This is a genomic window from Niabella pedocola, from assembly GCF_021044425.1.
GTDB lineage: Bacteria > Bacteroidota > Bacteroidia > Chitinophagales > Chitinophagaceae > Niabella > Niabella pedocola.
This window is the reverse complement of record NZ_JAJNEC010000008.1, coordinates 259775-286231: the sequence shown is the minus strand read 5'-3', so window position 1 is coordinate 286231 and position 26457 is coordinate 259775. Positions and strand designations below refer to the sequence as shown.

21 protein-coding genes are annotated in these 26457 nt (G+C 47.2%); 12 read left to right on the top strand and 9 right to left on the bottom strand.

Annotated elements, in window-relative coordinates; all coding sequences use genetic code 11:
* Positions 1 to 378: 378 nt before the first annotated feature.
* Complete coding sequence (locus tag LQ567_RS25675; RefSeq protein WP_231008789.1) at positions 379 to 3645, top strand: TonB-dependent receptor; 3267 nt, start codon at positions 379 to 381, stop codon at positions 3643 to 3645.
* 145 nt (positions 3646 to 3790) lie between these two features.
* Here LQ567_RS25675 and LQ567_RS25670 read toward each other — a convergent pair whose 3' ends face one another.
* On the bottom strand, positions 3791 to 4690 hold the full coding sequence (locus tag LQ567_RS25670) for a hypothetical protein (RefSeq protein ID WP_231008788.1): 900 nt from the start codon (positions 4688 to 4690) through the stop codon (positions 3791 to 3793).
* Positions 4691 to 4997: 307 nt separating this feature from the next.
* The gene (locus LQ567_RS25665; protein ID WP_231008787.1) at positions 4998 to 5870 is read right to left on the bottom strand and encodes a DUF4846 domain-containing protein; all 873 of its coding nucleotides are present in this window, start codon (positions 5868 to 5870) and stop codon (positions 4998 to 5000) included.
* Positions 5871 to 5954: 84 nt separating this feature from the next.
* Here LQ567_RS25665 and rnhA point away from each other — a divergent pair, with 84 nt between their 5' ends.
* Positions 5955 to 6416: a ribonuclease HI gene (rnhA, locus tag LQ567_RS25660; RefSeq protein WP_231008786.1), complete on the top strand. Its 462-nt coding sequence runs from the start codon at positions 5955 to 5957 to the stop codon at positions 6414 to 6416.
* Positions 6417 to 6465: 49 nt separating this feature from the next.
* On the opposite strand, the gene LQ567_RS25655 is transcribed toward rnhA, so the two are convergent.
* Positions 6466 to 7908 carry an L-serine ammonia-lyase gene (locus tag LQ567_RS25655; RefSeq protein ID WP_231008785.1) on the bottom strand — a complete coding sequence of 481 codons (1443 nt, stop codon included), beginning with the start codon at positions 7906 to 7908 and terminating at the stop codon, positions 6466 to 6468.
* Between the two features lie 206 nt (positions 7909 to 8114).
* Positions 8115 to 8606, bottom strand: coding sequence for an FKBP-type peptidyl-prolyl cis-trans isomerase (locus LQ567_RS25650; RefSeq protein ID WP_231008784.1), 492 nt, complete (start codon positions 8604 to 8606; stop codon positions 8115 to 8117).
* A 414-nt stretch (positions 8607 to 9020) separates the two neighbouring features.
* On the opposite strand from LQ567_RS25650, the gene LQ567_RS25645 reads away from it, so the two are divergent.
* Positions 9021 to 10307, top strand: a complete 1287-nt coding sequence (locus LQ567_RS25645; RefSeq protein WP_231008783.1) for a M57 family metalloprotease — start codon at positions 9021 to 9023, stop codon at positions 10305 to 10307.
* Between the two features lie 162 nt (positions 10308 to 10469).
* On the opposite strand, the gene LQ567_RS25640 is transcribed toward LQ567_RS25645, so the two are convergent.
* The 4 genes from LQ567_RS25640 to LQ567_RS25625 are packed head-to-tail and all read right to left on the bottom strand — an operon-like array spanning position 10470 to position 12470.
* Positions 10470 to 10970 carry an FKBP-type peptidyl-prolyl cis-trans isomerase gene (locus tag LQ567_RS25640; RefSeq protein ID WP_231008782.1) on the bottom strand — a complete coding sequence of 167 codons (501 nt, stop codon included), beginning with the start codon at positions 10968 to 10970 and terminating at the stop codon, positions 10470 to 10472.
* A 35-nt stretch (positions 10971 to 11005) separates the two neighbouring features.
* Positions 11006 to 11542, bottom strand: coding sequence for an FKBP-type peptidyl-prolyl cis-trans isomerase (locus LQ567_RS25635; protein WP_231008781.1), 537 nt, complete (start codon positions 11540 to 11542; stop codon positions 11006 to 11008).
* On the bottom strand, positions 11542 to 12090 hold the full coding sequence (locus LQ567_RS25630) for an FKBP-type peptidyl-prolyl cis-trans isomerase (protein WP_231008780.1): 549 nt from the start codon (positions 12088 to 12090) through the stop codon (positions 11542 to 11544). Before LQ567_RS25630 ends, LQ567_RS25635 begins: the two co-directional genes overlap by 1 nt.
* Positions 12091 to 12134: 44 nt before the next feature.
* Positions 12135 to 12470, bottom strand: coding sequence for a hypothetical protein (locus LQ567_RS25625; RefSeq protein WP_231008779.1), 336 nt, complete (start codon positions 12468 to 12470; stop codon positions 12135 to 12137).
* Positions 12471 to 12533: 63 nt separating this feature from the next.
* Between LQ567_RS25625 and LQ567_RS25620 the strand changes: the two genes are divergently transcribed.
* The 7 genes from LQ567_RS25620 to LQ567_RS25590 all read left to right on the top strand — a co-directional run bounded on the left by LQ567_RS25620 (position 12534) and on the right by LQ567_RS25590 (position 22333).
* Complete coding sequence (locus LQ567_RS25620; protein ID WP_231008778.1) at positions 12534 to 13397, top strand: hypothetical protein; 864 nt, start codon at positions 12534 to 12536, stop codon at positions 13395 to 13397.
* 322 nt (positions 13398 to 13719) lie between these two features.
* Positions 13720 to 16050 carry an NADP-dependent malic enzyme gene (locus LQ567_RS25615; protein WP_231008777.1) on the top strand — a complete coding sequence of 777 codons (2331 nt, stop codon included), beginning with the start codon at positions 13720 to 13722 and terminating at the stop codon, positions 16048 to 16050.
* Between the two features lie 21 nt (positions 16051 to 16071).
* On the top strand, positions 16072 to 16809 hold the full coding sequence (locus LQ567_RS25610; protein WP_231008776.1) for an MlaE family ABC transporter permease: 738 nt from the start codon (positions 16072 to 16074) through the stop codon (positions 16807 to 16809).
* Positions 16810 to 16826: 17 nt separating this feature from the next.
* The gene (locus LQ567_RS25605) at positions 16827 to 17720 is read left to right on the top strand and encodes an ABC transporter ATP-binding protein (protein ID WP_231008775.1); all 894 of its coding nucleotides are present in this window, start codon (positions 16827 to 16829) and stop codon (positions 17718 to 17720) included.
* A 62-nt stretch (positions 17721 to 17782) separates the two neighbouring features.
* On the top strand, positions 17783 to 18658 hold the full coding sequence (gene sucD / locus LQ567_RS25600; RefSeq protein ID WP_231008774.1) for a succinate--CoA ligase subunit alpha: 876 nt from the start codon (positions 17783 to 17785) through the stop codon (positions 18656 to 18658).
* Between the two features lie 243 nt (positions 18659 to 18901).
* Positions 18902 to 19288, top strand: coding sequence for a response regulator (locus LQ567_RS25595; RefSeq protein ID WP_231008773.1), 387 nt, complete (start codon positions 18902 to 18904; stop codon positions 19286 to 19288).
* A 129-nt stretch (positions 19289 to 19417) separates the two neighbouring features.
* Positions 19418 to 22333 (top strand): FAD-binding and (Fe-S)-binding domain-containing protein, encoded by a 2916-nt coding sequence (locus tag LQ567_RS25590; protein WP_231008772.1) that lies wholly within the window; start codon positions 19418 to 19420, stop codon positions 22331 to 22333.
* A gap of 135 nt (positions 22334 to 22468) precedes the next feature.
* Here LQ567_RS25590 and LQ567_RS25585 read toward each other — a convergent pair whose 3' ends face one another.
* Entirely contained in the window at positions 22469 to 23590 is a 1122-nt protein-coding gene (locus tag LQ567_RS25585; RefSeq protein ID WP_231008771.1) for a TlpA disulfide reductase family protein, read from the bottom strand.
* A gap of 714 nt (positions 23591 to 24304) precedes the next feature.
* Between LQ567_RS25585 and LQ567_RS25580 the strand changes: the two genes are divergently transcribed.
* Positions 24305 to 25081, top strand: a complete 777-nt coding sequence (locus LQ567_RS25580; RefSeq protein WP_231008770.1) for a prolipoprotein diacylglyceryl transferase family protein — start codon at positions 24305 to 24307, stop codon at positions 25079 to 25081.
* Positions 25053 to 26456 carry a radical SAM protein gene (locus LQ567_RS25575; protein ID WP_449586260.1) on the top strand — a complete coding sequence of 468 codons (1404 nt, stop codon included), beginning with the start codon at positions 25053 to 25055 and terminating at the stop codon, positions 26454 to 26456. Before LQ567_RS25580 ends, LQ567_RS25575 begins: the two co-directional genes overlap by 29 nt.
* Position 26457 lies beyond the last annotated feature (1 nt).

Below are 26457 nucleotides of genomic sequence, written 5' to 3'. Positions count from 1 at the left end.
AAAAAATATTACAAAATAAATATTACAGGTAATTGTAATGAAAAATCTATGATATTTAAAAATATTACAAAGTGATCATTGCAACTCAATATTGACCAGGTTCAAGATTTTGCAGAAATGATTCTCAGTGCAGGTTTACGGAGGCGGATGAACGCTATACCTCAGCAAATCTCCATAATCACTAAAATGAAAGCTTGCTGCCTGATTTTCAATCAACAAGCCCGGATATTTGAAATATGCCTTGTCAATAGCGAAATTGATCCCGGTCAAAAATTGATATATGTTAGGGCCTTGGTTACAATTTGTTAATATTTGAGCCGGAAATGTTAAATTTTATTCTGTTTCTTTGCCCCCTGAAATCACTTTAATCCCAAATTTATGCTAAAGAAGATTTATCTATTTATAGCTGTGGCGCTTCTCTCCACGGCTTTTCTGCATGCTCAGGTAACTACCAGTAGTATCACGGGTAAAGTTGTTGATGCGTCGCTGAACGGACTTCAGGGGGCAACAGTAACTGCTGTTCATGAGCCAACAGGATCGCGTTATACTACCACATCGCAAACCGGGGGATTATTTACCCTTCCGAATATTGCGCCCGGCGGACCCTATACCGTAAGCGTGACCTATGTGGGCTATGCGGATTATTCCAAATCAGAGATCACCGTTCCCCTGGGGGACAAATATGACATATCGGTGGAGTTGACGAATAATGCTGCGCAGCTGGAAACCGTGGTTGTTACCGGTGTTAAATCTTCCATTCAAAAAACCGGAGCCTCTACAAATATCAGCAGAAGACAGGTGCTTAACGTACCAAACCCGGGCAGAACGCTTACGGGCCTTTCAAAATTAACCCCTCAAAGCAATGGCAACAGCTTTGCCGGTATGAACCAGCGCTATAACAATATCACAATCGATGGTTCTGTATTTAATAACAACTTCGGAAGATCGGGTGATGGTATGGTTCCCGGTGGAGCAGCAGCCGCTATTTCGCTGGATGCCATCGATCAGCTCCAGGTAAATATTGCTCCTTTTGATGTGCGCCAGGCCGGATTTGTGGGTGGTGGTATCAATGCTGTAACCAGGAGAGGTACCAATAACTTTTATGCATCTGCATATGGTTATTTTAAACCGGAAAGTTTTTATGGTAAAAAAGTAAAAGACCAAACGGTGAGCACTGCTGATCTTTCCCGGAAAGTATATGGCGCCAGCATCGGTGGCCCGATCATCAAGAATAAATTATTCTTCTTTGTAAATGCTGAAAAAGAGAAAAGCACCCGGCCGGGACAAACCTGGCTGGCCAGCAGACCCGGGGAGAACGACAATAACCCGCAGGCTACAAAAGTGCTTGCATCGGACCTGGAAAAGCTGAGCAGTTTTCTGCAAACAGAATACAACTATCAGACCGGTGCTTATGAAAAGTACAATTTTGGTGTAGATAACTATAAAATCCTGGGAAGGTTAGACTGGAATATCAATGATATGCACAAACTGTCATTACGCTATACCCAATCTGAAACCAATGATGACGACCAGGTGAATACCAGCAGCGTTCCTTCTCCCGCAGGAAGGATCAGTAATGGCAGACGCGGTACGGTTTCCGGAGGTATGGCCTATGCCAATACCAATTTCCTGAACAATACCATTGTAAAATCGGGTGTACTGGAACTGAACTCCGTTTTTAACTCCAAATTATCGAATCAGTTACTGGTTTCTTATACTGATAACCAGCCCAAACGGGTTCCGAACAGCAATGCACCTTTCGTGGACATCATGAAAGACGCGAATAATGTTTATATCTCCTTTGGTACCGATTTGTTCTCTTACCAGAACTATATTGTAGATAAGGCATTTAACGCAGCGGAGAACCTTACTTTAAACCTTGGTAAACATAACCTGGTATTTGGTGCCAGCTTTGATCACATGGAGTTCCAGAACTCTTTTACCAGTGGTGCCGGCGGCGGTTACTACCGGTATGCTTCCTTGCAGGACTTCCTGGATAAGAAAGCCCCCAACTTCTTTGCGGTGGCCTACGATCCCAGCAATCCAATGGGAATTGCCGTTCCTTCTGCCAAATTCAACCAGCTGGGTGTGTATGTGCAGGATATCTGGTCTCCGGTTTCCAATTTTAAACTTACGTATGGTTTAAGAGTGGATCAGCCTAATTACCCCTACACTCCGCCCAGAAACCCTGCATTGGAGCAGATTACTTTTGCGGATGAAAACGGAAACCCCGAGAAATTTGACGTAAGCAAATTCCCGGATTCCAAGATGCTCATTTCACCGCGCGTTGGTTTTACCTACGATGTGCTGAATAACAAGTCGCTGGTGGTTCGTGGTGGTACCGGTATCTTTACCGGAAGAATTCCTTTTATCTGGCTGGTAAACCAGGTGGGTGATAATGGGGTGATCCGCGCACAGTATACGGCATCTGGAGCAGAGCTGGCCGATATCCGCTATAGTACAGACAGAACAAAATACATACCTTCTACCGTTCCTCCGGTTGGAACAACGATCCCAAGCGGCTCGAGCTATAGTGCAACGGTAAAAGATTTTAAAATGCCGCAGGTATGGCGGTCGAACCTGGCTGTTGAAAAAACAGTGGCCACTAATACGATCGTGAGCCTGGAAGCGATCTATACAAAAATGATCAATAACGTGTATTACAGGAACGCGAACCTGGGCACCCAGGCGGGCACTCTGGGCGGTGTTGCAGATAAACGCCCGATCTATAATACCCGGCTGAATGCAGATATCGCCCAGATGAATGTGCTGGACAATATCAACAAAGGGTATAGTTTTGCATTGACCCCCATGATCCAGAAATCATTTGCAAACGGATGGGAGGCAATGCTGGCCTATACGTATACCATAGCCAAGGATGTAGCCATCGGCTCCAGCGATCAGGCAGGAAGCGGCTGGACAACCAATAATATTTCCGGGAATCCCAACAAGCCTGAACTGGGTTATTCCAACTACTCGGTGCCTCACCGGATCGTAGCATCTGCGTCTTACCGCTTTGATTATCTGAATAAAAAAATGGCTACTACCGTGGGTGTGTACTATGCCGGATCCAGCCAGGACAGGTATAGCTATCGTTACGGCGGTGATATTAACGGGGATAATGCCTCTAATGACATCATCTATATTCCAAAAAGTGCAAGTGAAATCACGTTCGTAGAGGGCTATACCGTAGGTGGCAAAACCTATACTGCACAGGAGCAAAGCGATGCGTTCTTTAAGTATGTAGAAAATGATAAATACCTGAAAAACCATAAAGGACAGTATATGGAGCGTTACGGAGCTGTACTTCCCTGGAACCATGCACTGGATCTGCGGGTGCTGCAGGACTTTTATGTATATACCGGCAGTAAGAAACATACACTTCAGTTGAGCGCAGATTTGACCAACTTCCTGAATTTGCTGAATAAAGACTGGGGCTACCGCTATTTCTACAATTTCGGAACCTTCCAGGATCAGGCGCTTTTGGGACTTCCTTCCTCTACGAATAATACCGGAAAGGAAGGCTTTAACAAAGCCAATCCGAAATATACCTTTAACCCCACTATTACCAAGGTGCAACAACCGGATTATTCGGTGGGCAGCACCTGGGGTTTGCAGATCGGTATTCGCTATATATTTAATTAATCCAACAAAAAAAGCTTCAAAAACCGCCTCCGGGCGGTTTTTTTGTATAAATGATTTGACGGGTAGATTTCCCCCGGAGGCGGGCCGCTTGTGCGGGCTATCTGGTTTCGTTCGTATCAGTTGTCATAAGAACCGGCCAATGGTATCAAAAGCCGAACACGGCCTCCAGAGCGGCCCCTAGTTGTGTTTTTACAGATTCATTCATACGGGTTGAAACCTGGCGGTCATCTGCCATGTATAACTGGTCGCTTCCCGTACCGGTTTGCCATTGCTGCAGGAAGCCCTTGAGCTGCAGGCCTACCTGTGCATTGAGCTGATAGTGTAACCCCAGCTGCCCGTTAATGCCCCCGCCTTTGGCACGATGAACAAAACTAAGCGGGTGTTTGAAATCGGAACGGAGCCGCCAATCGGCTTCCGCATAATAGGTATGGTATTGCCCGCTAATAGCTGCGCGCACCTCCCAATGCTGGGGAAGTGTCATCTTTGCATCGACACCCAAAAGCGGGCCCTGCCATTGCACATTATAGATGCCTTTTATATCAGCCGCCGAACGGCCCTGCATCCGGTAGCCGGCCTTTGAAATAAAATAACCGGCTCGGGCAGCCACAGAAACAACCCCGCCCTGCAGCAGCTGGTAATGGCCTTGCAGCCGGTAATCATAGCCGTTGTTTTTCCTGCTCCGGAATTTGAGAAAAGTAACAACCCTGCTCCTGTTATTGCCGGCATAATCAATATCGGTAACCCGGCCGGAATATCCGTATTGCATTGTTGCTGTGGCTTCCAGGCCCAAGCGCTTACTCATCTGATAACATCCCTGCATAAAAAAACCGGTTCGCTTCAACCCGGTGAAGTTTAACTCGGATAAGATATCCGGATTGGTGCCCTGCTCATTTCCGGCAATGGACCAACGGAAATTTTCTACGGATAACAAGGGCGCAAAGGAGATATAAAGCCGTTTTTGTTGCAGGGGAGCCTGGCTAAAAGCCGGTATACAAGGTATGATAAATCCATAGATCAGCGTGGTGATTTTTAGCAGTTGGCTCATTGTCGTATTTCGTTAAACAGGTTTTGTTGTACCCAAATTAAGCCCATTTTTGCGAATTGTTCTTTCAGGAGCTGAATTTAATTTTGCGACCTCCTTAAACAGTTTCGGAACACATGCAGGAAAAAAATTACAACCCGAACAAATGACCGCAGTTTTGGAACATCCATACAGCGGGTGAACGCTTCAAAAAAGGGTAAGGAAAAATACGGGCAATCTGCCGCAGAAGCCCGCGGCAGCATATGATCCCCGTTCCGGTGGAGCAGGCTATCTCATTATCGGCGGTATGAAATGATGATTGGGTGCCTGTTTATTTCCAGCCATATAACTGATCCTGATAAAAGGTCCATTCCGGTGTTTGAATACGATCGTTGCTATCCTTCAGCAGATACCAGGGGATGGAAGGTTTGCCGGAGGGATTTTTGAGAATATGGATATCCTGCGCCGGCATATAGCTTTGTGCCAGAAGATAGATCTTTTCCCCTTTCGTGTTTTGCGCCATATCGATAACGATCACGGCATGTCCGGGTGCACCGGGTTTTAACAATACATCACCCGGCTGCATGGCCGCTATTGGCTTTTTATAAAGAGATGCCGGTAATGTGGCGGTTCCGCAATAGGAAAATACAATGTCAAGATACTGCAACAGGGATGCGTGTGTAGGGGCTACGGGTGTACTGCGGGTAGGTACCAGCCTGTTTCCCGAAAGTTTGTACCGGGTTCCTTTCAGCCAGGCGGCGTAGGAGATCCAGGTGCCATCACCGGCAAAAAAACGGATCTGATCAAATCGCTTTTCCATAAACAGGTATTCGGCCCTCAGGCGCATTACGGCATCTGCGCATTGCTGAAGATCTTTGTTTCCAACACTGATATCCAGTACCGCATATTGTGCCTGCTGGTTGGCTTTTGGCGCTCCGTTAAAAAGGAAAACGGTGTTGCTGTTTTTGAGTTTTAATTGTTTTAAATAGTAGCCAAAACCAGTAGCCGGGATGCTGCTGCGGGTGTACCCGGGTGGTGTTGCGATACCGGAAACAGACAACGGGGTTGTGGCCGGTTCCGGTGCTGTGGTTATGGAGGCAAGGGGCGGTGCAGCGGCTTGTCCGCATCCCGGCAGAAAAAGCACAGCGATACAATGGCATAATGTAAGTTGCGCGATGGATTTCATGTAGCGGATGAAAATCATAAATGGGCTGTTTTTCCTGAAATGAGAGTATGGTTTTGAAAAGTTCCATAAACCGATTATTAAAGACCATTATCTTTGTCCGCTATGCAATCCCAGGGAATTACGATTTATACCGATGGTGCAGCCCGCGGCAATCCCGGGCCGGGTGGTTATGGTGTGTTATTGATGTATGGAAAGCACCTGAAAGAATTGTCTGGCGGTTTTCGACGTACGACCAATAACCGCATGGAGCTGATGGCTGTCATTGAAGGGCTCAAAACATTGAAAACAACGGAGCTGCCGGTTACCATTTATTCAGACAGCCAGTATGTGGTGAATTCGGTTACAAAAGGTTGGCTGAATAACTGGGTTCGTACCGATTTTAAGGGCGGGAAAAAAAATAAAGACCTCTGGACGCAATACTACCATCTTGCCAAAAAATTTCAGATCCGCTTTGTGTGGGTAAAAGGCCATGCCGATAACCCGTATAACAACCGCTGCGATGAACTGGCTACCACAGCTGCAGACGGAAGGAACCTTCCGGAGGATATAGGGTATGAAGGGTAGTTGAAGACAAAATGCTGAACGCTCAATGCTGAACGCTGAATGCGCCGGCCTAACACTCAGGCAAACTCAGCGGCACATTGATGGCCAAGCCACCATCTGCGGTTTCCTTATATTTAAAGTTCATATCCTGGGCGGTGTCCCACATGGTTTTAATTACATCATCCAGGGAAACCCGGGCAAAATCAGGGGTGCTTTGCAGGGCCAGCTGTGAGGCTGTTATGGCCTTGATGGCGCCCATGGTATTCCGTTCGATACAGGGTACCTGTACCAGTCCGCCAATCGGATCGCAGGTCATACCCAGGTGGTGTTCCATGGCAATTTCGGCGGCCATCATGGCTTGTTTTTGTGAGCCGCCGAGCCCTTCGGTTAATGCGGCTGCAGCCATTGAGGAGGAAACACCAATCTCGGCCTGGCAACCGCCCATTGCTGCAGAGATAGTAGATTCTTTTTTAAAGATGCTGCCGATTTCAGCGGCGGTCATCAGGAATTTCCGGATCCGTTCGGAGGCATTCGGGTCATACGCTGCGTCGGCACAGAAAATAATAAAATAATGAAGCACTGCCGGAATTACTCCCGCTGAACCATTGGTAGGCGCCGTTACCACGCGGCCAAAAGAAGCATTTTCTTCGTTTACAGCAAGGGCAAAACAACTTACCCAGTCCAGCGTATAACGAAAACTGCTGCCACCATTGCGGATCAGGCGGATCCATTCTTCATAGGAATCGTAAGAGGCTTCCCCGATGAGCTTTTTGTTGAGCGCGGCAGCACGCCGCCTTACATTTAAACCACCGGGAAGCACCCCGGTTTTGTGGCAGCCCCGGTAGATACAGTCGCGCATGGCATCCCATATTTTTGTAAGTCCTTCATTGGTTTCCTGCTCACTGCGCCAGGCCTGCTCATTTTCGGCAACAATTTCACTGATCGAAAGTCCCGTTTTAATGCTCCAGCGCAACAGATCGTCGGCATTGTCGATGGGAAAGGGCAGGAGTACATGATTATTTAAAACGGCGTCCTCGCCTTCTTCTTTTACAAAGCCGCCACCAATCGAATAATAGGTTTTGGCGATGTGCGCGCCGTTTTCCAATGAGGCCAGAAAGGTGAGCCCGTTTGAGTGGTACGGCAGGGTTTCCGTAAAAAGAAATTCAATTGCCGTTTGGGGATCAAAAAAGACGGATTTGCTGCCGGCCAGTTGCAGGCTTTTGGTTTGCCGTATTGCCGCAATTGTTGCATCAATTTTTTCCACATCAAAGGTCACTGGATCATAGCCGCAGAGTCCCAGTTGCACCGCAATATCGGTACCGTGCCCCACCCCTGTTTTGGCAAGGGAGCCGTATAACAGCACTTTCAGGGAAGAGACCTGTTCCAGCTGACCCTGCTGCATTAAAAATAGCAAAAAGCGTTCGGCCGCCCGCCAGGGGCCTAATGTATGCGAGCTGGAAGGCCCTATACCGATTTTCAACATATCAAAAACCGAAATCGGTTCGTATTGCATGGTTCAATCTTTAGGGACCGAAAATACAACAAACTGGTTGATTCAATAAGAAAACAAACGGGCTTGTCAAACGCCGGATGGTTCTGCTGTTCCGGTATATGAATGTACCTGAGCGGCTAAAAGGACGTTAACGGTGTAACGGGCATCGATCTGTTCAGCAGTTGAAAAAAAAATAACCCTCCATTGGGATAAAATGCTTCAATCAATTAGTTACTCACCTTCACCAGTTCAATATTAAAAAACAGGGGTTGATTGGCCAGGGAGCCGTACCGGGCGTCGCATCCGTATGCCTGTGCCGAAGGAATGAGCAGCTTGATGGCGCCGCCTTCCCGGATCCTGGATAGGCCAAGATACAGGCCTGGTATGGCTCCGTTCAGCCGGAGTATGATCCCGTCAGGATTTTTAGCCGAGCTGGAATCAAATCCCTGTCCGGTCAGCAGCCGGCCCATATATTTAATCGTTACCTGGCTATTGGGCTCCGGCCGGGCACCGGTACCTTCCCGGATTACCTGCCACATCACCCAATTGCTAGAATCAACTACCGCATTGATGGCACTGTCTTTAATATATTGTTTCATCTGTGCGGTATCGCTGGTGGCAGGTTTAAGATCGCAGGTGGCAGCGGTTTCTTCCTTAATACAGCCGGCGATCAAAAGACCGAATACGACCACCAGGCCAGCGCATAATTTTCTGTTCATTGATGATGTGTTAATGATTCAGTGAAAGGGATCATTGCCCTCCCGGGGCGAATTTACATAAATGACCGGATTGTGCCGACTTGCGGGCCGCTTTTCCCGGAGGAAGCTGGCTGAGGGAACCGGCTGGTGCAGATATCGGAGAACCCTTTTTTATATAAAACCCAGAAACAAACGAACCAATACAATTTTACAAGTTCCTTTGTGAAATTAAAAGAACAGGAGCTGGTTACAATTTCCTGAAAAATAAAAATCTTATTAACTTTTTATTATATTAAAATATTTTATTGTACGATAGTTTTCGTTACTAATAAATCTGTACCTTCGATAAATACAAATACCAAAGACAACTGTTTAAAGTGACCGTATGAAACAACCGTAAAATGCTTTTTTTCTAAACAACAAATAATAACTATTATGAGACGATTACACGCAATCACCGCGATTGTAACAACATCTGTTATGCTGTACACAAGCTGTAAAAAATCGAATTTTGACCAACAAGCCTCTGACTTTGGTTTGGTTGCTAAGGAGAAGCAAGGTGTTGTAAAGGGTGTTGGAATAACACCAGACAACTATCTTCCGGCCTTCAAAAAAGAAGGAGCAAAAGTAGATGGAGATATAGTATCCTTCGATATACCAAGCGAAGGGCCCAAGCAGGTTGTGGCTTTAAGACCTTATTTGACTCCAGGTATTGAAAATTACTATCAGCCAGTCAATTCCGGCTACCAAAGAAATATCACTATAGGAATGTCTGCATCAACCTGGACCTGGAATAATGTATCTGCAGCTGATATTCAAAAATGTTCAGAAGCCTTGGATTCTGCTATCGCCTATTACAATACATATGTCAATAGGTCTAATATTAAATTTGTAAGACAACCTCCGATTATAGTTAACCCTGCCCCGAATATTGTAGTGTATCTAGACAATTATAACAAAGGCTGGGGAGGACTTGGTATATTCCCCTTCGACGGAAAGCCCGGGTATGCAATTTATCTTGAAATGAATGGTATAGGCAACCGGACAAAAGGCTGGATGAGCACCCTGATTGCCCATGAAATGGGACATAATATAGGAGTTGAGCATACCAACATATTTTATAATAACGGCACCGGTGCGCCAGCTGGTCAAGTACAGTATACGTATCCGGGCACCTCGGTAACATATAGATATGATTTGTGGTTATTACAAAATGTAAGTGGGGCGCCAGGATTTCCAGACTGGACGAATATGTTTAATCCGGACCCAAGTTCTTTATGGAATAGTTCCATAAGCAGAGATTGGACCCAAAGCATAGATGAATATGGAAATTATTCTGGTTATGGGTTTTCCGGCTACGATAGAGAGGCCCTTGAGTATGTGTATCCATATATTCCCCAAGTGAGTCAAGTTACGGTGGCGGACGATCCTGTATATAGTTTGACTTGGTTACCTGATAATGTGCTGGTAAGTTGGGATATAATTAAAATGGTAAATGGAGTAGAGACCAGTTGGGGCTCCCAAAATCCTCTTTCATGTCCAAATATTATAGATCTTAGTGGCGATTTTAAAACCGTAAAAATAGGAAGAGGGACATTACAATATTCACCTGAGTCAGTACGGCTAAGAGCCAGGATATATAAAAATGGAGAGGAAATTTCTAACAGATACGAAGCGTATCCAACCTCTGTTGATTTTACATTGCCGGCTAGAATGCCTTAACTTTTATATTTAATAATAATAATAATAATAATAATAATAGTAATGTGCTTAATAAAATATCCCAGGAATTATCCTGGGATATTTTATTAAGTGTATTGCGATTATCGTTAAATTCTAGATTTACAGATAATTTACAAATTGTAGGTAAAAGGCTGATAATCTCTACTGGGCCTTTACCAACTCTACGTAGAAATAAAGGGGTTGGTCGGGTGGAATTGTTATTTCACCTGTATACGGATTCCGGGCGCCGGTGCAGCCATAAGCCAACGAAGAAGGAATGATGAGTTTAACCTTTCCGCCTTCCTTTATCTTGGGGATGCCTAACTGCCATCCGGCAATGACCCCGTTCAAGGGAAACGAAGTGCCATTCGGATCTCTTACATAGGAAGAGTCGAACCCACGGCCATTTAACAACCGGCCAATGTATTTTGCTGTAACCGTGCTGCTTCCGGAAGGGATAGCACCCGTACCGGGGTCTATTACTTCGTACATGATGCCGCTGGGGTCAGTGGTAACGCTAATGGCACTGTCTGTAGCAAATTTTGTCATCGCCGTTTTTTCACTCTCTACGGTCTTCGGGGTACACTGCTTTACATCATCATTTTTCAGGCAACCGATCATCGCAACGCATCCAATCAACGCCAGTCCATATATTTTTTTCATACCAGGTCTAAAGTATACTTTTTAATTTAAATGAATCATTGATTGGTGGTCATATCGATCAGCTCGTATTCATAAACCAGCTGCGAGTTTGCAGGTATCATATTGATGCCCATTACCGATATACATCCAAACTGCGATGTAGAAGGGATCACCAGCCGGATCTTTCCTCCTTTTGAAATTTTGCTGAGGGCGTATACTAAACGCACGCCTGAGCTGAAATCTCTCAGGGGAGCGGTGGGGGGCTGCTTTGAGGTATACGCATCGATAATAGTCCCATCCATCAATTTCCCGGTATATTTAAAAGAGACCAGAGAATCAACCGTAGGTTTGGTGGTGCCGGTACCCGGATCTTCGATATAATAGTAAATGGATGCCTGTTCGTCGAACGTATATAAAGCACTGGTTCCGTTCTTTTGCAGAAAGGAGTCAATGATCTGCCGGTCCTGGCTCAGGGTGAGCTTATGAAGACAAATGGATTGATCGTCGGATTTTGAGCACCGGGCAATCAGTACTACCAGGAACGACAAGAGCAGGGCGGAGGCGCTCCACGTTTTTATAGCTTGCTTCCTCATTAGTTCGGCGCTTTTACATCAGTAAGGATATAATCATAAATCAGCTGGGAGTAACCAGGAGCAGTTTCTTTCCATCCTTGAGGTTTTTGCGGGGCGCAGGAAAAATAGAGGGAGGAAGGGAGGATCACTTTAAACTTACCGCCTTTTTTTAATACAGAAAGTGCGGCATAGTGAAGTGTAGGCTGGCCGTTCTGATCGATCAGATCCTTCAAACGGAGCGGCGTTCCCATATTTCCTATAGTTTTGATCTCATCCGATGCGAGCTCAGTTCCATTCATCAGGGATATGGTATATTTAAAGGTTACCAGTGAATCATCCTTGGGCTGACTGCCGGTTCCGGGGTCTGCAACGCCCATATATGCACTGTAGGTAGTATTATAGCTCAGATATCCGAGGGAAGGGTTTTTATCGATGAAGGAATCAATCACCGCCCGGTCTTTTTCCAGTGTATTGGGATAGCAGGTAGGGCCATCATTTTTAATACAGGAAGCCAGCATCGTTACGGCGGCAGCAACAGCTGCTACGGGTAGGAATAACTTTTTTTTCATTCTCTCAATTTAAAAAATTTTAAACGAATCTATTTATAAATCAATTAATTACTTTTGTTTTTTCGGGCCAGCAAGGATTTGTAGTAGTTTTCATTGATATCCCATTTGTGATAAGACGAAAAGACGGCAATAAACGCAACAATAATGATACCGGCAATCAGCAAAATTAAAAAAAGCGACGGATCTGCGTTGGCCTCCATGGCGGCTTTTTTATACCAGCCGCTGAAAAAATTGATAAAAATACTGATAACCAGCAAGATGCCTAATGGTGTACTGATAAGGAAATTTTTTAATGATCTTTTTTTCTTAAGCCGGTTGGCCTCCCAGTATTTTATAAAAGCTTCCTCTTCCTTGGTATACATGACGCCCCAAAGGTACATGAAAAACAAGCAGTTTTGTAAGTGTAACAAATCTTGCATATATTGCAGTTCAATTAATTGTTTGTGAAACTAGCGTCATTATTAGCCCAATACCTGTTCGCCCATAAGCAGTTAAGCTTGCCCGGGCTGGGAGTTTTTTATGCCGAAAACAACAGTGATCCGGAGCATCCGAATGTGCGGTTTGAACAACGGCCGGTGGACGGATTTGACGAACCGGTAGTGGATTATATCTCTTCGGAAACGGGAAAAATGAAGGTTTTAGCCATTTCCGACCTGCATTCACAGCTGGAGGATGCCGTCCGGTTCTTAAATACAGGGAAGCCTTATCTTTTTAACGGGATCGGCACCCTGCTAAAAAAAGCAGATGGCTCCTATGACTTTATCTCAAATACCACAGCCCTTCCGCCAAAGAAGAAGGACGTGCCGATTACGGAACGAAATACCATTCCTCAAAGCTATATTGACGAAAAGCCGGGAAATGGCCGGTCAAAAAAGCCGGCGATCATTATTATTGTACTGGCAGTAATTGCCATTGCAGCTACCATCTGGTTTTACTCCAAAACAGGGGAGCCCCGGGAAACCGTAGTGGCTTCGGAAACCACGGATCATCCGGCGCCTGCGGTTACGGAAAAAGCAGATACTACCCATAAGCAGGCAGCAGCTCCTGGAAATACGACAGATGCAGGTGCGGCACCGGTGGCAACTGCTACTCCTGGTGTTACTACCTATGTACTGGAAATTACAAAAGAGCCCCGCGCGTCTAAACGGTATAACCAGCTCAAAAAGATCTCCTGGCCCGTGGAACTGGAACGGCTGGACTCTGTTCAATACGCCATTATCATGAAACTGAACACTGCGGTGGCCGACACCGCCAGGGTTCGGGATTCCTTAAGCGCAATCTCCGGGAAAAAAGTAACCATCCGCTAACGCCAATGGGTGCGGTGAATTTTTTATGAAGCGTTATTTTTCAAACGGTTCGATAGATTCCTGACTGGCCGGCGGGTATGCAGTGGAAAAAAATCAAGTGCTACACCGGGGTAATTGTCTGCGTTGCGCAGTGCGTGAATACCTGAATTTTCTTCCGAGAACTGCTGCAAAAGGCGCCTTCCCGGACAAGATGTAAATGACCGTCTGACCAGGCTTTTAGGACAACGCAAGGCCCTGCTGAACAAATAATTATTTTGCATATTTGGCGGATTGATTTACTTTTCGGGCGTCTAAAACCGGTTAATACCCCGAAAGAATTCATATGGCAAAGAATGATCTACGAAAAGAGCAGGCATTGGCCTATCACGCAAAAGGACGACCGGGAAAAATTGAAGTAATTCCAACAAAAAAAGCAAAAACCCAACGGGACCTGGCGCTTGCGTATTCGCCCGGTGTGGCAGAACCCTGCCTCGAAATTGCCCGGAACGTTGAAAATGTATATAAATATACCGCGAAGGGTAACCTGGTAGCGGTAATCAGCAATGGTACGGCCGTATTGGGATTGGGCGATATCGGGCCGGAGGCCGGGAAGCCGGTGATGGAAGGTAAGGGGGTACTCTTTAAGATCTTTGCGGATATCGATGTGTTCGATATCGAAGTGAACGAAAAAGACCCCCAGAAATTTGTTGAAATTGTAAAGGCGCTCGAACCCACGTTCGGCGGCATCAACCTCGAAGATATTAAGGCGCCTGAATGTTTTTATATTGAACAGGAACTGCGTAAGCAGATGAATATTCCTGTAATGCATGACGATCAGCATGGCACAGCCATTATCAGTGCGGCCGCACTCATCAACGCGCTGGAAATTCAGAAAAAAAAGATCGATAGGGTAAAGTTTGTAGTAAATGGCGCCGGGGCTGCGGCCATGGCCTGTGTACTGCTGTACCAGGAGTTGGGGGCCAAACCTTCCAATTTCCTGATGTTTGATAAGCATGGCGTTTTAAGTAAGGACCGGACCGATCTGGAAGAAATGAAACTTCCGTTTGCCAATGCCACTCGGGAACTTTCCCTGGCGGAGGCCATGAAGGGGGCTGATGTATTTATCGGCCTGAGCGCCGGCAATACCGTTTCTGCCGACATGGTTAAAAGCATGGCCAAAAATCCTATTGTATTTGCCATGGCTAACCCCGATCCGGAGATCTCCTGGGAAGCCGCTACCGGTGCCCGGAAAGATATCATTATGGCAACCGGCCGCAGTGATTATCCCAACCAGGTAAACAACGTGCTGGGCTTTCCCTATATTTTCAGGGGTGCCCTTGATGTACGGGCCCGGGTGATCAATACAGAAATGAAACTGGCCGCGGTAAGAGCGCTTGCAGGGCTGGCTAAAATGCCGGTACCCGATATCGTGAACCTGGCGTATAACCAGGAGAAAATGGCTTTTGGTGCAGACTATATCATTCCGAAACCGCTGGATCCGCGCCTGTTAACCGCTGTGGCACCCGCTGTGGCCCGCGCGGCCATGGAAACGGGTGTGGCCTATCACCAGATACACGACTGGGAACATTACAGCAGGGAACTGGATAAACGGCTGGGGGTAGACAACCAGGTGTTGCGGGCAATGGGCGCCAAAGCGCGCTCGGCTCCCAAGCGTATTGTATTTGCAGAAGGAGAAAATGTAAAAATATTAAAAGCGGCACAGATCGTTTTAGACGAGGGGATCGGTTACCCGCAGTTGATCGGTGATAAAAAAGAGATCGAGGTCATTGCTGCTGAAAACAGCATTGATATTTCGGGGATGGTCATTTTTGATCCGCGGAGTGAAGATATGATCGAAAAGCGGAAGGAGTATGGCGACCTCTTTTTCCGGAAGCGGGCCCGCAAGGGATATACGAAGGAAGAGGCGCACAAGCTTATGAAGGAACGCAATCATTTCGGGTGTATGATGGTGGAGCAGGGCGATGCAGACTGCATGCTGGCCGGGCTTACCAAAAAATATGACGAGGCCATTCGCCCGGCGTTGCAGATCATTGGCACGGAACCCGGCGTAAACCGGGTGGCGGGTATGTACCTGGTTATGACCAAAAAAGGACCGTTGTTCCTTGCGGATACTACGGTTAACTTTAACCCCACAGCGGAAGAACTGGCAGAAATTGTATTGCTGACCGCGAAGGAAGTAAAGGCCTTTAACCTTACGCCACGCATCGCCATGCTTAGCTATTCGAATTTCGGCAGCAGTAAATCACCCGAGTCCAGACTCGTGTCGCAGGCAAGGATGCTGGTAAAGGAAAAAATGCCCGATCTGATCGTAGATGGTGAAATGCAGGCCAATATTGCGCTGAATAACGGGTTGTTGCAGGAAATATACCCGTTTAGCGATCTGGTAGGGCAACAGGTAAACACGCTGATCTTTCCTAACTTAGCGTCGGGAAACATTGCCTACAACATCCTGCTGGAGATCGGATCCACTGATGCTGTAGGCCCCATTGTAATGGGATTAAAAAAGCCGGTGCATCTGTTGCAGCTGGGCAGCACGGTAAGCAATATTGTAAATATGGCCATGATTGCGGTTATTGATGCGCAGTTGAAAACAAAACCGCCTGTTACAGACGACCGGAAAGGAACGCGGCTGTTAAAAAGAAAAACTGATTGATCCATTTTTAAAAGCAATCCATTGAAAATATTAAGAGAGCTTGGAGAATTTATCAAAATGGCCGGTGGGATGTTCCGGAAACCGGAAAATTCCAAAATGTACTGGAAGCAGTTCATGCTTCAGTGCAACGACATTGGTATCGGCTCATTAGGGATCATCTGTATCATTTCCGTTTTCATCGGTGCGGTATCCACCCTGCAAACGGCTTACCAGCTGGTATCGCCCATCATTCCCAAAACCACCATCGCCCAGATCGTAAGAGACACGGTGATCCTTGAATTTGCGCCAACGCTGAGCTGTATCGTGCTTTGTGGTGTGGTGGGAAGTAAAATTGCCAGTGAGCTGGGAAATATGCGGGTGAGTGAACAGATCGATGCTCTGGAAATTATGGGCATCAATACCAAGGGTTACCTGGTATTGCCCAAGATCCTGGCCGGCCTGGTAACCATTCCGCTTCTGATTATGCTGGCCATGGTGCTGGGCATCTGGGGCGGACGTCTTGCCGGAACCGCCGCCGGAATTATTGATCCCAGCATTTTTGATACCGGCCTGGTGATGGCCTTTAAAGCCTATAACGTTTATTTTGCGCTGATCAAATCATTTGTATTTGCCTTTATCATTACCGCTGTTCCGGCTTTTTACGGGTATAACGTAAAGGGCGGCGCACTGGAGATCGGGCATAGCAGTACCCGGGCAGTAGTGGTATCCTGTGTATTATTATTGCTGGCCGACTATATCTTATCCGCTTTACTTTTGTAAAACAGCAACCCAACAGCATGATTGAAATAAAAAACCTGAAAAAAAGTTTTGATGATAAGGCGGTCCTGAAAGGGGTTGATGTGATTTTCGACGACGGTAAATGCAACCTGATCATCGGCAGCAGCGGCAGCGGAAAAACCGTGCTGATGAAATGCATGGTAGGGTTGATAAAGCCTACTTCCGGACAGGTGTTGTACGACGGTGAAGATTTTGTAAATATGAACGATATTGAACAGAAAGCCATCCGTGAAAAAATAGGCATGCTCTTCCAGGGAGGGGCGCTGTTCGACAGTCAAACGGTAGAACAAAACGTGATGTTTCCCCTGGATATGTTTACCGGCGATAAATATTCCAAAAAGAAAGAGCGGGTAAAGCAGGTACTGGAACGGGTACAACTGAAAGAGGATGCTTACCGCAAATTTCCTTCGGAGATCAGCGGTGGAATGCAGAAACGTGTGGCGCTGGCACGGGCAATCGTGTTAAACCCGAAATACTTGTTTTGCGATGAGCCCAACTCCGGACTGGATCCCCAGACGTCCATGGTGATCGATAAACTGATACAGGAAATCACACAGGAGTACAATATTACCACGATCATCAATACCCATGATATGAACAGTGTGATGGAGATCGGGGATCATATCACGTATATGCATCAGGGTGAAAAGGAATGGGAAGGTAACAATAAGGAAATCATCCTTAGTGAAAATCAAAAGCTGAACGACTTTATTTTTGCTTCCGAGTTCCTGAAGGATGCCAAACGGATGCGTACCATACAGGAAACGGGCGAGATCCCTAAAGACATGCCTGCAGGCGTAAAAGACGCGATTGAAGAAAAACTGAATGTAGACCTCGATGGGGACGGGCATATCGGGAATCCTTCCAAAAACAATCCCCCTTCAAAAGAATAACGGGTATAAGGGGCAAACCCTTAATTTTGCACTTGCTTTTTTAAACACATAATTAATAAGATATGGCAGTTTTGGTCAATAAGAATTCAAAAATATTAGTTCAGGGCTTTACCGGTACGGAGGGCACCTTCCATGCTACGCAGATGATCGAATATGGTACCGATGTGGTAGGCGGCGTTACTCCAGGTAAAGGCGGCACTACGCACCTGGACCGGCCGGTATTCAATACCGTGGCGGAGTGCGTAAAGCAAACAGGTGCTAACGTGAGCATTATTTTTGTTCCGCCGGCCTTTGCTGCGGATGCCATTATGGAGGCTGCAGATGCCGGTATCGCACTGGTGGTATGCATCACCGAAGGGATCCCTGTGCAGGACATGGTTGCTGTAAAGAACTTCCTGCAGGGCACCGGCACCCGTTTGATTGGTCCAAACTGCCCGGGGGTTATTACCGCTGATGAATGTAAAGTAGGCATTATGCCCGGGTTTGTGTTTAAGAAAGGACGCATCGGTATTGTTTCCAAATCCGGAACCCTTACTTATGAGGCCGCGGACCAGGTGGCAAAAGCCGGGCTGGGTATCAGCACCGCTATTGGTATTGGTGGAGACCCGATCATCGGAACAACGACGAAAGAAGCCGTGGAGCTGTTCATGCAGGATGACGAAACCGACGCCATTGTAATGATTGGTGAAATTGGTGGCGGTATGGAAGCGGAAGCAGCCCGCTGGATCAAGGAAAATGGTAACAAAAAACCGGTAGTTGGGTTTATCGCCGGCCAAACAGCACCTCCCGGACGCCGGATGGGGCATGCCGGAGCGATCGTAGGCGGAGCCGAAGATACGGCTGCTGCCAAAATGCAGATCATGAGTGAGTGCGGTATCGCCGTGGTGAGCAGCCCGGCCGATATTGGTAAAACAATGGCTGATCTTATCAGAAAATAACCCTTACTGAAGATTTTTTTAAAAAAGCCCGGAAGATCCCGGGCTTTTTTAATTTCTTTATTGGGGTGTGATTAAAAAATATCATAAATTTGAATGCCCTCTGGTACCGGATAATTTGCACGGGAAATGCATCTGGATCGATGCACGATTCACGCGTTTCTTGCAATAACCGTATGATTGCTATTTTATTTGAACACCAAAAAGAAGAAATGACGTAAACGGTTCAAATAACTTCTCTTGTTTATGACTGAAGGCAGAGCGATATTTGTAGTAGATGATGACCCGATCCACCGGCTGTTAATGGATAAGCTGTTTGCCAGACAACCAAAACCCTGCAGACTGCATTTTTTTGAGAACGGACAAAAAGCATTCGACGCCCTTACCGATCCCGAAGCACAGGTTTTACCAGACCTGATCCTGCTGGATATTGAAATGCCGGTAATGAACGGCTGGCAGTTCATGGAGGCTTTTAGCAAGCTGGATCCCGCATTTACAGGCCGGATATCGGTATACATGGTTTCCTCCTCTTTTTCGGATGAGGACCAGGAGCGCGTAAAAACCTATCCGCTGATAAAAGGGTATATTGTAAAGCCGATCCGGATCGACACCATTATCGAATTGCTTCAATAGCCGGTGCCGGTTGCACCGACAAGGTTACCCGCCGGCCATGATGATTGCCGGCCGTAAACACCTGATATTGCAGAACTCTCCATTCTTGTTTTGCCCGGATCCGTTATCTTTAGCACAAGAACACAGTACATGGATTTTAAGCAATTAGAAACGGTTTTTTCGGGGGAGCTGTTTTACGACAGCAGCAGCCTGCATCAGGCACAGAAAATGGTTTATGCAACAGATGCATCGGTGTACCAGGAACAGCCGCTGGCAGTAGCCCTGCCTAAAAATAAAGAAGATGTAAAAGCGCTGATCCGCTTTGCCAACCAAAACAAGGTATCCCTGATTCCCCGTGCTGCGGGTACTTCGCTGGCCGGGCAGGTAGTGGGCAACGGCATCGTAGTGGATATTTCCAAATACTTTAAAAAGATCATTGAAGTAAATGCGGAAGAACGGTGGGTACGCCTGGAGCCGGGCATTATCCGCGATGATTTGAATGCCTTTTTAAAACCCTACGGGCTACTGTTTGCTCCCGAAACGTCCACGGCCAGCAGGGCCATGATCGGCGGAATGGTTGGAAACAATTCCTGCGGACTGCATTCAATTGTGTGGGGCGACACCCGCCAGCATTTGCTGGAAGCCACCGTATTGCTCAGCAATGGGGAAGAAGTGGTATTGAAATATCGTACAGGTGCGGAAATGGACGCGATGGCCGCCGTAGATACGCTGGAAGGCCATATTTACCGGCAGTTGTTAACCTTGCTGAATGACCCGGTAAATGCATCGGTGATCCGGGAACACTATCCCAAGAAATCGCTCAAGCGCCGGAATACCGGCTATGCATTGGATATGCTGCAGGATGAACGGTCGTCAGGGGGCTTTAACCTGTGCCGCCTGATCGCCGGATCGGAGGGCACGCTGGCATTTGTAACAGAAGTGCGGCTCAACCTGCTTCCGTTACCGCCGGCAAAGGATGCGCTGGTTTGTATTCATTGCGCCTCGCTGGCAGAATCGCTGCACGCCAATAACATCGTATTGCGGCACCATCCGATGGCTTCGGAGCTGGTAGATAAATACATCATGGACTTTACAAAAGGGCACCCGGTCTATCATCAGAACCGGTTCTTTATTGAAGGTGCACCCGAAGCATTGCTGATGGTGGAGTTTATGGAGCACAGCGAAGCGGCCCTGGATGAAAAGGCGGCTGCACTGATCGCAGACCTCAAAAAGAACGGACTGGGTTATGCATACCCCGTTATCAAAGGACCGCAAACCAAGCTGGTATGGGATATCCGGAAGGCCGGCCTGGGACTGATCCGTAATATGCCGGGAGATGTACAACCGGTGAACCTCATAGAGGATTGCGCCGTATCTCCCGAAGACCTGCCCGCTTACATTGAAGAACTGCAGCACCTGTTAAAACGCTACGGGCTTTCGGCATCCTATTATGCACATGCCGGCGCGGGTGAATTGCATGTAGAACCCATGATCAACCTGAAAACAGCAAGTGGAAAGGAAACCTTTCGCAATGTGCTGAAAGACACGGTAACGCTGGTAAAAAAATACAATGGTTCCCTAAGCGGGGAGCACGGCGACGGAAGACTGCGGGGCGAGTTTATCGCCAGCGCTATGGGCGAAGAAGTGTACCGGCTGCTGCAACAGGTAAAGCATATTTTTGATCCGGGAAATATTTTTAATGCACGTAAGATCGTTGATACACCTAAAATGAACGAGCAGCTGCGTTATGATCCGGGAAAACAACAGCAACCGGTAAAAACGGTGTTTGACTATACCCGGCAGGAAAATATCCTGCGGCTGACGGAAAAATGTTCCGGTTCCGGTGATTGCCGGAAATCGCATGTAACCGGCGGCACCATGTGCCCTTCATACATGGCTACATTGCAGGAAAAGGATACCACGAGGGCGCGTGCCAATATCCTCCGGCAATTTCTGACCAGCTCCCATAAGCAAAATCCGTTTGATCACCCGGAAATCAAAGAGGTGATGGATCTTTGTTTGAGCTGCAAGGCCTGTAAGTCGGAATGCCCTTCCAGTGTGGACATTGCCAAACTCAAAGCAGAATTCCTGCAACATTATTATGATGCCAATGGCGTACCCTTCCGTTCGAAGCTGATCGCCGGGTTTACAAAGTCGCAACGGCTGGGCATCCAGGTGCCGGCTATTTATAACGCGGTTGCGGCGAATAAATTCACATCGGGAATCATAAAAAAAATGGCCGGGTTTGCCCCGGACCGCTCATTGCCGCCGGTTGGCCGCACTACATTGCGCAGCTGGTTTGAGAAGTACCGGAAAACGGCTCCGCAGGCCTATGACCGGAAGGTGTTCCTGTTTTGCGATGAGTTTACCAATTACAATGATGTGGAAATTGGTAAAACAACCATCAAACTGCTGAATGCCCTGGGGTATGGGGTAGAAATTCCCGGTCATAAAGAAAGCGGGCGCACGTACTTGTCCAAAGGCCTGGTGCGGAAAGCGCAGGCAATCATCACCGCTAATGTAAGCGTACTTTCGCAGCAGGTAACCGCCCTGCAGCCGCTGATCGGCATTGAGCCCAGTGCCCTCCTTACGTTCCGGGATGAGGCATTGGATCTCTTTCCGCCAGAGCTTGGGGAAGCCGCCCGGGAATTGGCGGCGAACAGCTTCCTGATCGAAGAATTCCTGGCAAACGAATATGAAGCAGGGCATATTGATACCGCCCGGTTCACCGATGCAAAACGGGTGGTAAAACTGCATGGACATTGTTATCAGAAATCGTTTGGAATTGTGCCCTCGGTGCAGAAAGTGCTGGGCATTCCTTCCAACTATTACGTGGAACTGATCCCCTCCGGTTGCTGTGGGATGGCCGGATCTTTTGGATATGAAAAAGAACATTATGAGGTGTCTATGAAAGTAGGAGAGCTGGTACTGTTGCCGGCGGTTCGCGCTGCGGCTGCAGATACCATCATTGCCGCCTCCGGTACCAGCTGCCGTCACCAGATAAAGGATGGAGCAAAACGGCATAGCCTGCATCCTGTGGAAGTGTTGTGGGAGGCGTTGCAATAGCAGGGCGGATTAAGCGGAACTGTGCTCAACAGTGCCCGGCTTTCACCGGATTCCGGCAACTGTTTAATGGCGATGCAGGGCCAACCTCGGCCTTTACCATCAATGGTATTGAAGTATATTTTACTGAAGCAACGATCATTGAAGGATGGTAGCCAGTGTTTTTTCCAGCTGCTGCATTTCCCAGTCGCGTCCGAGGATCTTGCCCTGCGGATCAATCAACACATTTTGAGGTATCCGGCGCACGTTGTAAAGCGTTGCAGCATGGTTATCAAATCCGTTTAATTCCGATACATGAAGCCAGGTCATCTTATCTTTTTTTATGGCATTGATCCACTGTTCCCGTGCATCGGATTTGTCGAGCGACACACTCAAAATGGTGAAATGTTGGTGCTTAAACCGGTTATAAATTTTGATCAGCTGGGGTGCCTGTGCCCGGCAGGGATAGCACCAGCTGGCCCAGAAGTCGAGGAGCACATATTGTCCCCGCAATGATTCCAGCGACAGCGCTTTTCCATCCATATCTGTTTGGGTGAATAGCGGCGCCATCCCCTGGTTTGCGGCTTTTACCGATTCCAGTTCTTTTTTAAAATCCATACCGGCTTTCGAATGCTTCACAGACGGGCCGAACTGTTCAAAAATGGAGTTTACGGTATTTGTATTGAAATGCATACCCGTACTGTTTTTTAGCGCATATAATGCAATGGGAGATGTGGGATGGTTTCTTGCGTAGTCTTCGTGGATCTTATTGTACCGGGTAATGGCGCCATTGAGCGCTTCCTGTAGAGTTAATGCCGTGGCCGTATCTTTATTCCGGATGGCAATGCGCTGTTCATCGTTGAGCCGCGCCATCTCCCTGCCGGCCGGTTCGGTAAGCATCGCCAGCTTCCGGTATTCATTGTTCGCCAGCAGCCCCGGTGTAGTCAGGTTTGTAAAGGAATCCGAGGCGATCAACCGGTTTGTACCTTCCTGGATAAAAAGAGTGGTTTCAATACGCTTCCGGGGTAAAGAACGGTCCTGGAAGGGCCGGGAGCGGATGGTGATCAACAACGGCATGGTGCCGGTAACGGCGAAGGTATACTGCCCGTTTACAACACGGGCGCTATCGGTAACGGCGCCTGTATCTTTCGTATAACTGTAATAAATAAAAGAGGGGGATTCTTTAATATGTTCCAGTGACCCTTTAACAATGGCCTTTTGTGATTGGGGAAACGCTATAGAAGTGTAGCAAAGCAGTACTGCAAAAAAAGCTTTTTTCATACCGGTATCGTTTGGGTAGGGTGAAGGTAGTATATATTATAAATCCTAAATCACAAATTCTAAACCCCGGTTCAACATCGTTTACGTAAGCGCTTTTTATCGATGCCGCAGATACGCTGATTGCGTCTGCGCCATTTTCGCTGCGCTATTTTTGAGCACTATTAAAGCCTGTACCAGATCTGCGTATCTGTGGCCTTAACGAAACGACCTGGAATCTCAAATCTCAAATCTGAAATCTGAAATCCCGGTTCAATATCGTTTACGTAAGCGCTTTTTATCAATGCCGCAGATGCGCCGATTGCGCCTGCGGTGTTTTTGCTGCGCTATTTTTGAGCACTATTAAAGCCTGTACCAGATCCGCACATCTGTGGCCTTAACGAAACGACCTGGAATCTCAAATCTCAAATCTCAATTCTCGAATCTGAAATCTGAAATCCCGGTTCAATGTCGCTTCATTAAGCCATTTTTTATCAATGCCGCAGATACGCTGATTGCGCCTGCGGTGTTTTTGCCGCGCTATTTTTGAGCACTATTAAAGCCTGTACCAGATCCGCACATCTGTGGCCTTAACGAAACGACCTGAAATCTCAATTCTCAATTCTGAAATCTCAATTCTGAAATCTCAAATCTGAAATCTCAAATCTCAATTCTCGTCCCAAACAAAGCAGTCCTCCCAGTATAAAAATCCTATCTTTCCGCAAATTTTTTACCGCCTTGGAATTTCCGGTATACCTGCATTTGGGAACACAAAAGATCTTGTTGCATATGGTAACAGAGATCGCCAGCTTTTTTATCGCCTTTCGTTTTTACCGGTATTTGAAACGAAAACGGGGCGATACCATTTCAGGTATGAACCGGCTGTATATTTTACTGGGTGCCACCCTGGGTGCACTGTTGGGATCCCGCCTTTTGGGCGGATTGGAAGATCCTGTAGCCCTTGCAGCCAGCGCATCACCCCTGCAATATTTTTACCTGAACAAAACGGTGGTGGGCGGATTCCTGGGTGGGTTGGCCGGCGTGGAAATCATGAAGAAGATCATTGGTGAAAAGCAGCGCAGCGGCGACCTGTATACTTACCCCATCATTTTAGGACTGATCATCGGCCGCATCGGGTGTTTTAGTATGGGCGTACACGAAGAAACCTATGGCCTGCCCACAAACTTCTTTACCGGTATGAACCTGGGTGATGATGTATTAAGGCATCCGGTTGCCCTGTATGAGATCGGTTTTTTGCTGCTGCTGGCCTTATTGATCCGCTATCTGGAACGGTTGGTGCCGCTCGACAGCGGGGCACGGTTTAAGATTTTTATGATCGGGTACCTGTTGTTCCGTTTTGTGCTCGATTTTATAAAACCCCATTATACCTGGCCGGTAGGATTATCTTCCATCCAGATCGCTTGTTTACTGGGATTATTATATTATTTTAGATATATTATTCAACCCAAAAGATTACTGATTTCCCATGCCGGTTCGTCCCTACACATACTATGATTTCACCATCAGCCTTTGCAGTACCTGCTTAAAGCGGGTGGATGCAAAAATCGTTTTTGAAAATGACAATGTGTATATGCTCAAAAACTGCGCGGAGCACGGATTTGAAAAGGTGTTGATTGCCACAGATGTGGAGTATTATAAAAACATCCGCAACTACAATAAACCGTCCGAAACACCGCTGCAGTTCAATACCGAAACGCATTATGGCTGCCCCTATGATTGTGGCCTTTGTGCCGATCATGAACAGCACAGTTGTTTAACGGTGGTTGAAATAACAGACCGTTGTAATTTAACCTGTCCTACCTGTTATGCCATGAGCAGTCCGCATTACGGACGCCACCGCACGGTTGAAGAGGTAGAGCGGATGCTGGACATCATTGTGGCCAATGAAGGAGAGCCGGATGTGGTGCAGATCAGTGGCGGGGAGCCTACGCTTCATCCCGATTTTTTCAAGATACTGGATATCGCCAAAACCAAGCCCATCAAGCATTTAATGATAAATACCAATGGCATCCGTATCGCAAAGGATAAGGAATTTGCAAAGCAGCTGGCGTCTTATATGCCGGATTTTGAGATCTACCTGCAATTTGATTCATTTAAGCCGGAAGCACTGATGCATCTGCGGGGAAAAGATTTACGGGATGTGCGGGTTAAGGCCCTGGACCACCTGAACGAACTCAACCTTTCCACAACCCTGGTGGTTACCCTGCAACAAGGAGTGAATGATGATGAAATCGGCGCGATCATTGACTATGCACTGAAGCAGCCGTGTGTGCGGGGTGTTACCTTTCAGCCGGTGCAGATCGCGGGGCGCACGGAAAATTTTGACCCGGCCGTTAACCGCATTACTATGACGGATGTGCGGCAACGGATCCTGGACCAAACCGATGTTTTTAATGCCCATGACCTTATCCCTGTACCCTGTAACCCCGATGCGCTGGTAATGGGCTATGCCCTGAAGCTGAATAACCAGGTGTTTCCGTTAACCCGGTATATTGATCCGGCGCTGTTGCTGGATAATTCGCGGAATACGATCGTATACGAACAGGATGATGTGTTAAAGGAAAAGATGATCGACATCTTTAGTACCGGTATTTCGGTAGACCGGGTAGAAGCGAATATCAACCAGCTTTTGTGCTGTCTGCCGCAGATACAGGCGCCGGGACTTACGTATAACAACCTGTTCCGGATCATCATCATGCGGTTTATTGATGCCTACGATTTTGATGTGCGGGCTATTAAAAAGAGCTGTGTGCATATAGTGCATAAAGATGGACGGCTGATCCCTTTTGAGACGATGAATTTATTTTACCGGGACGAAAAGGAGGTATATGTAAAGCAATTGCAGGAAAAGATTGAAACAGCAGTTTAAG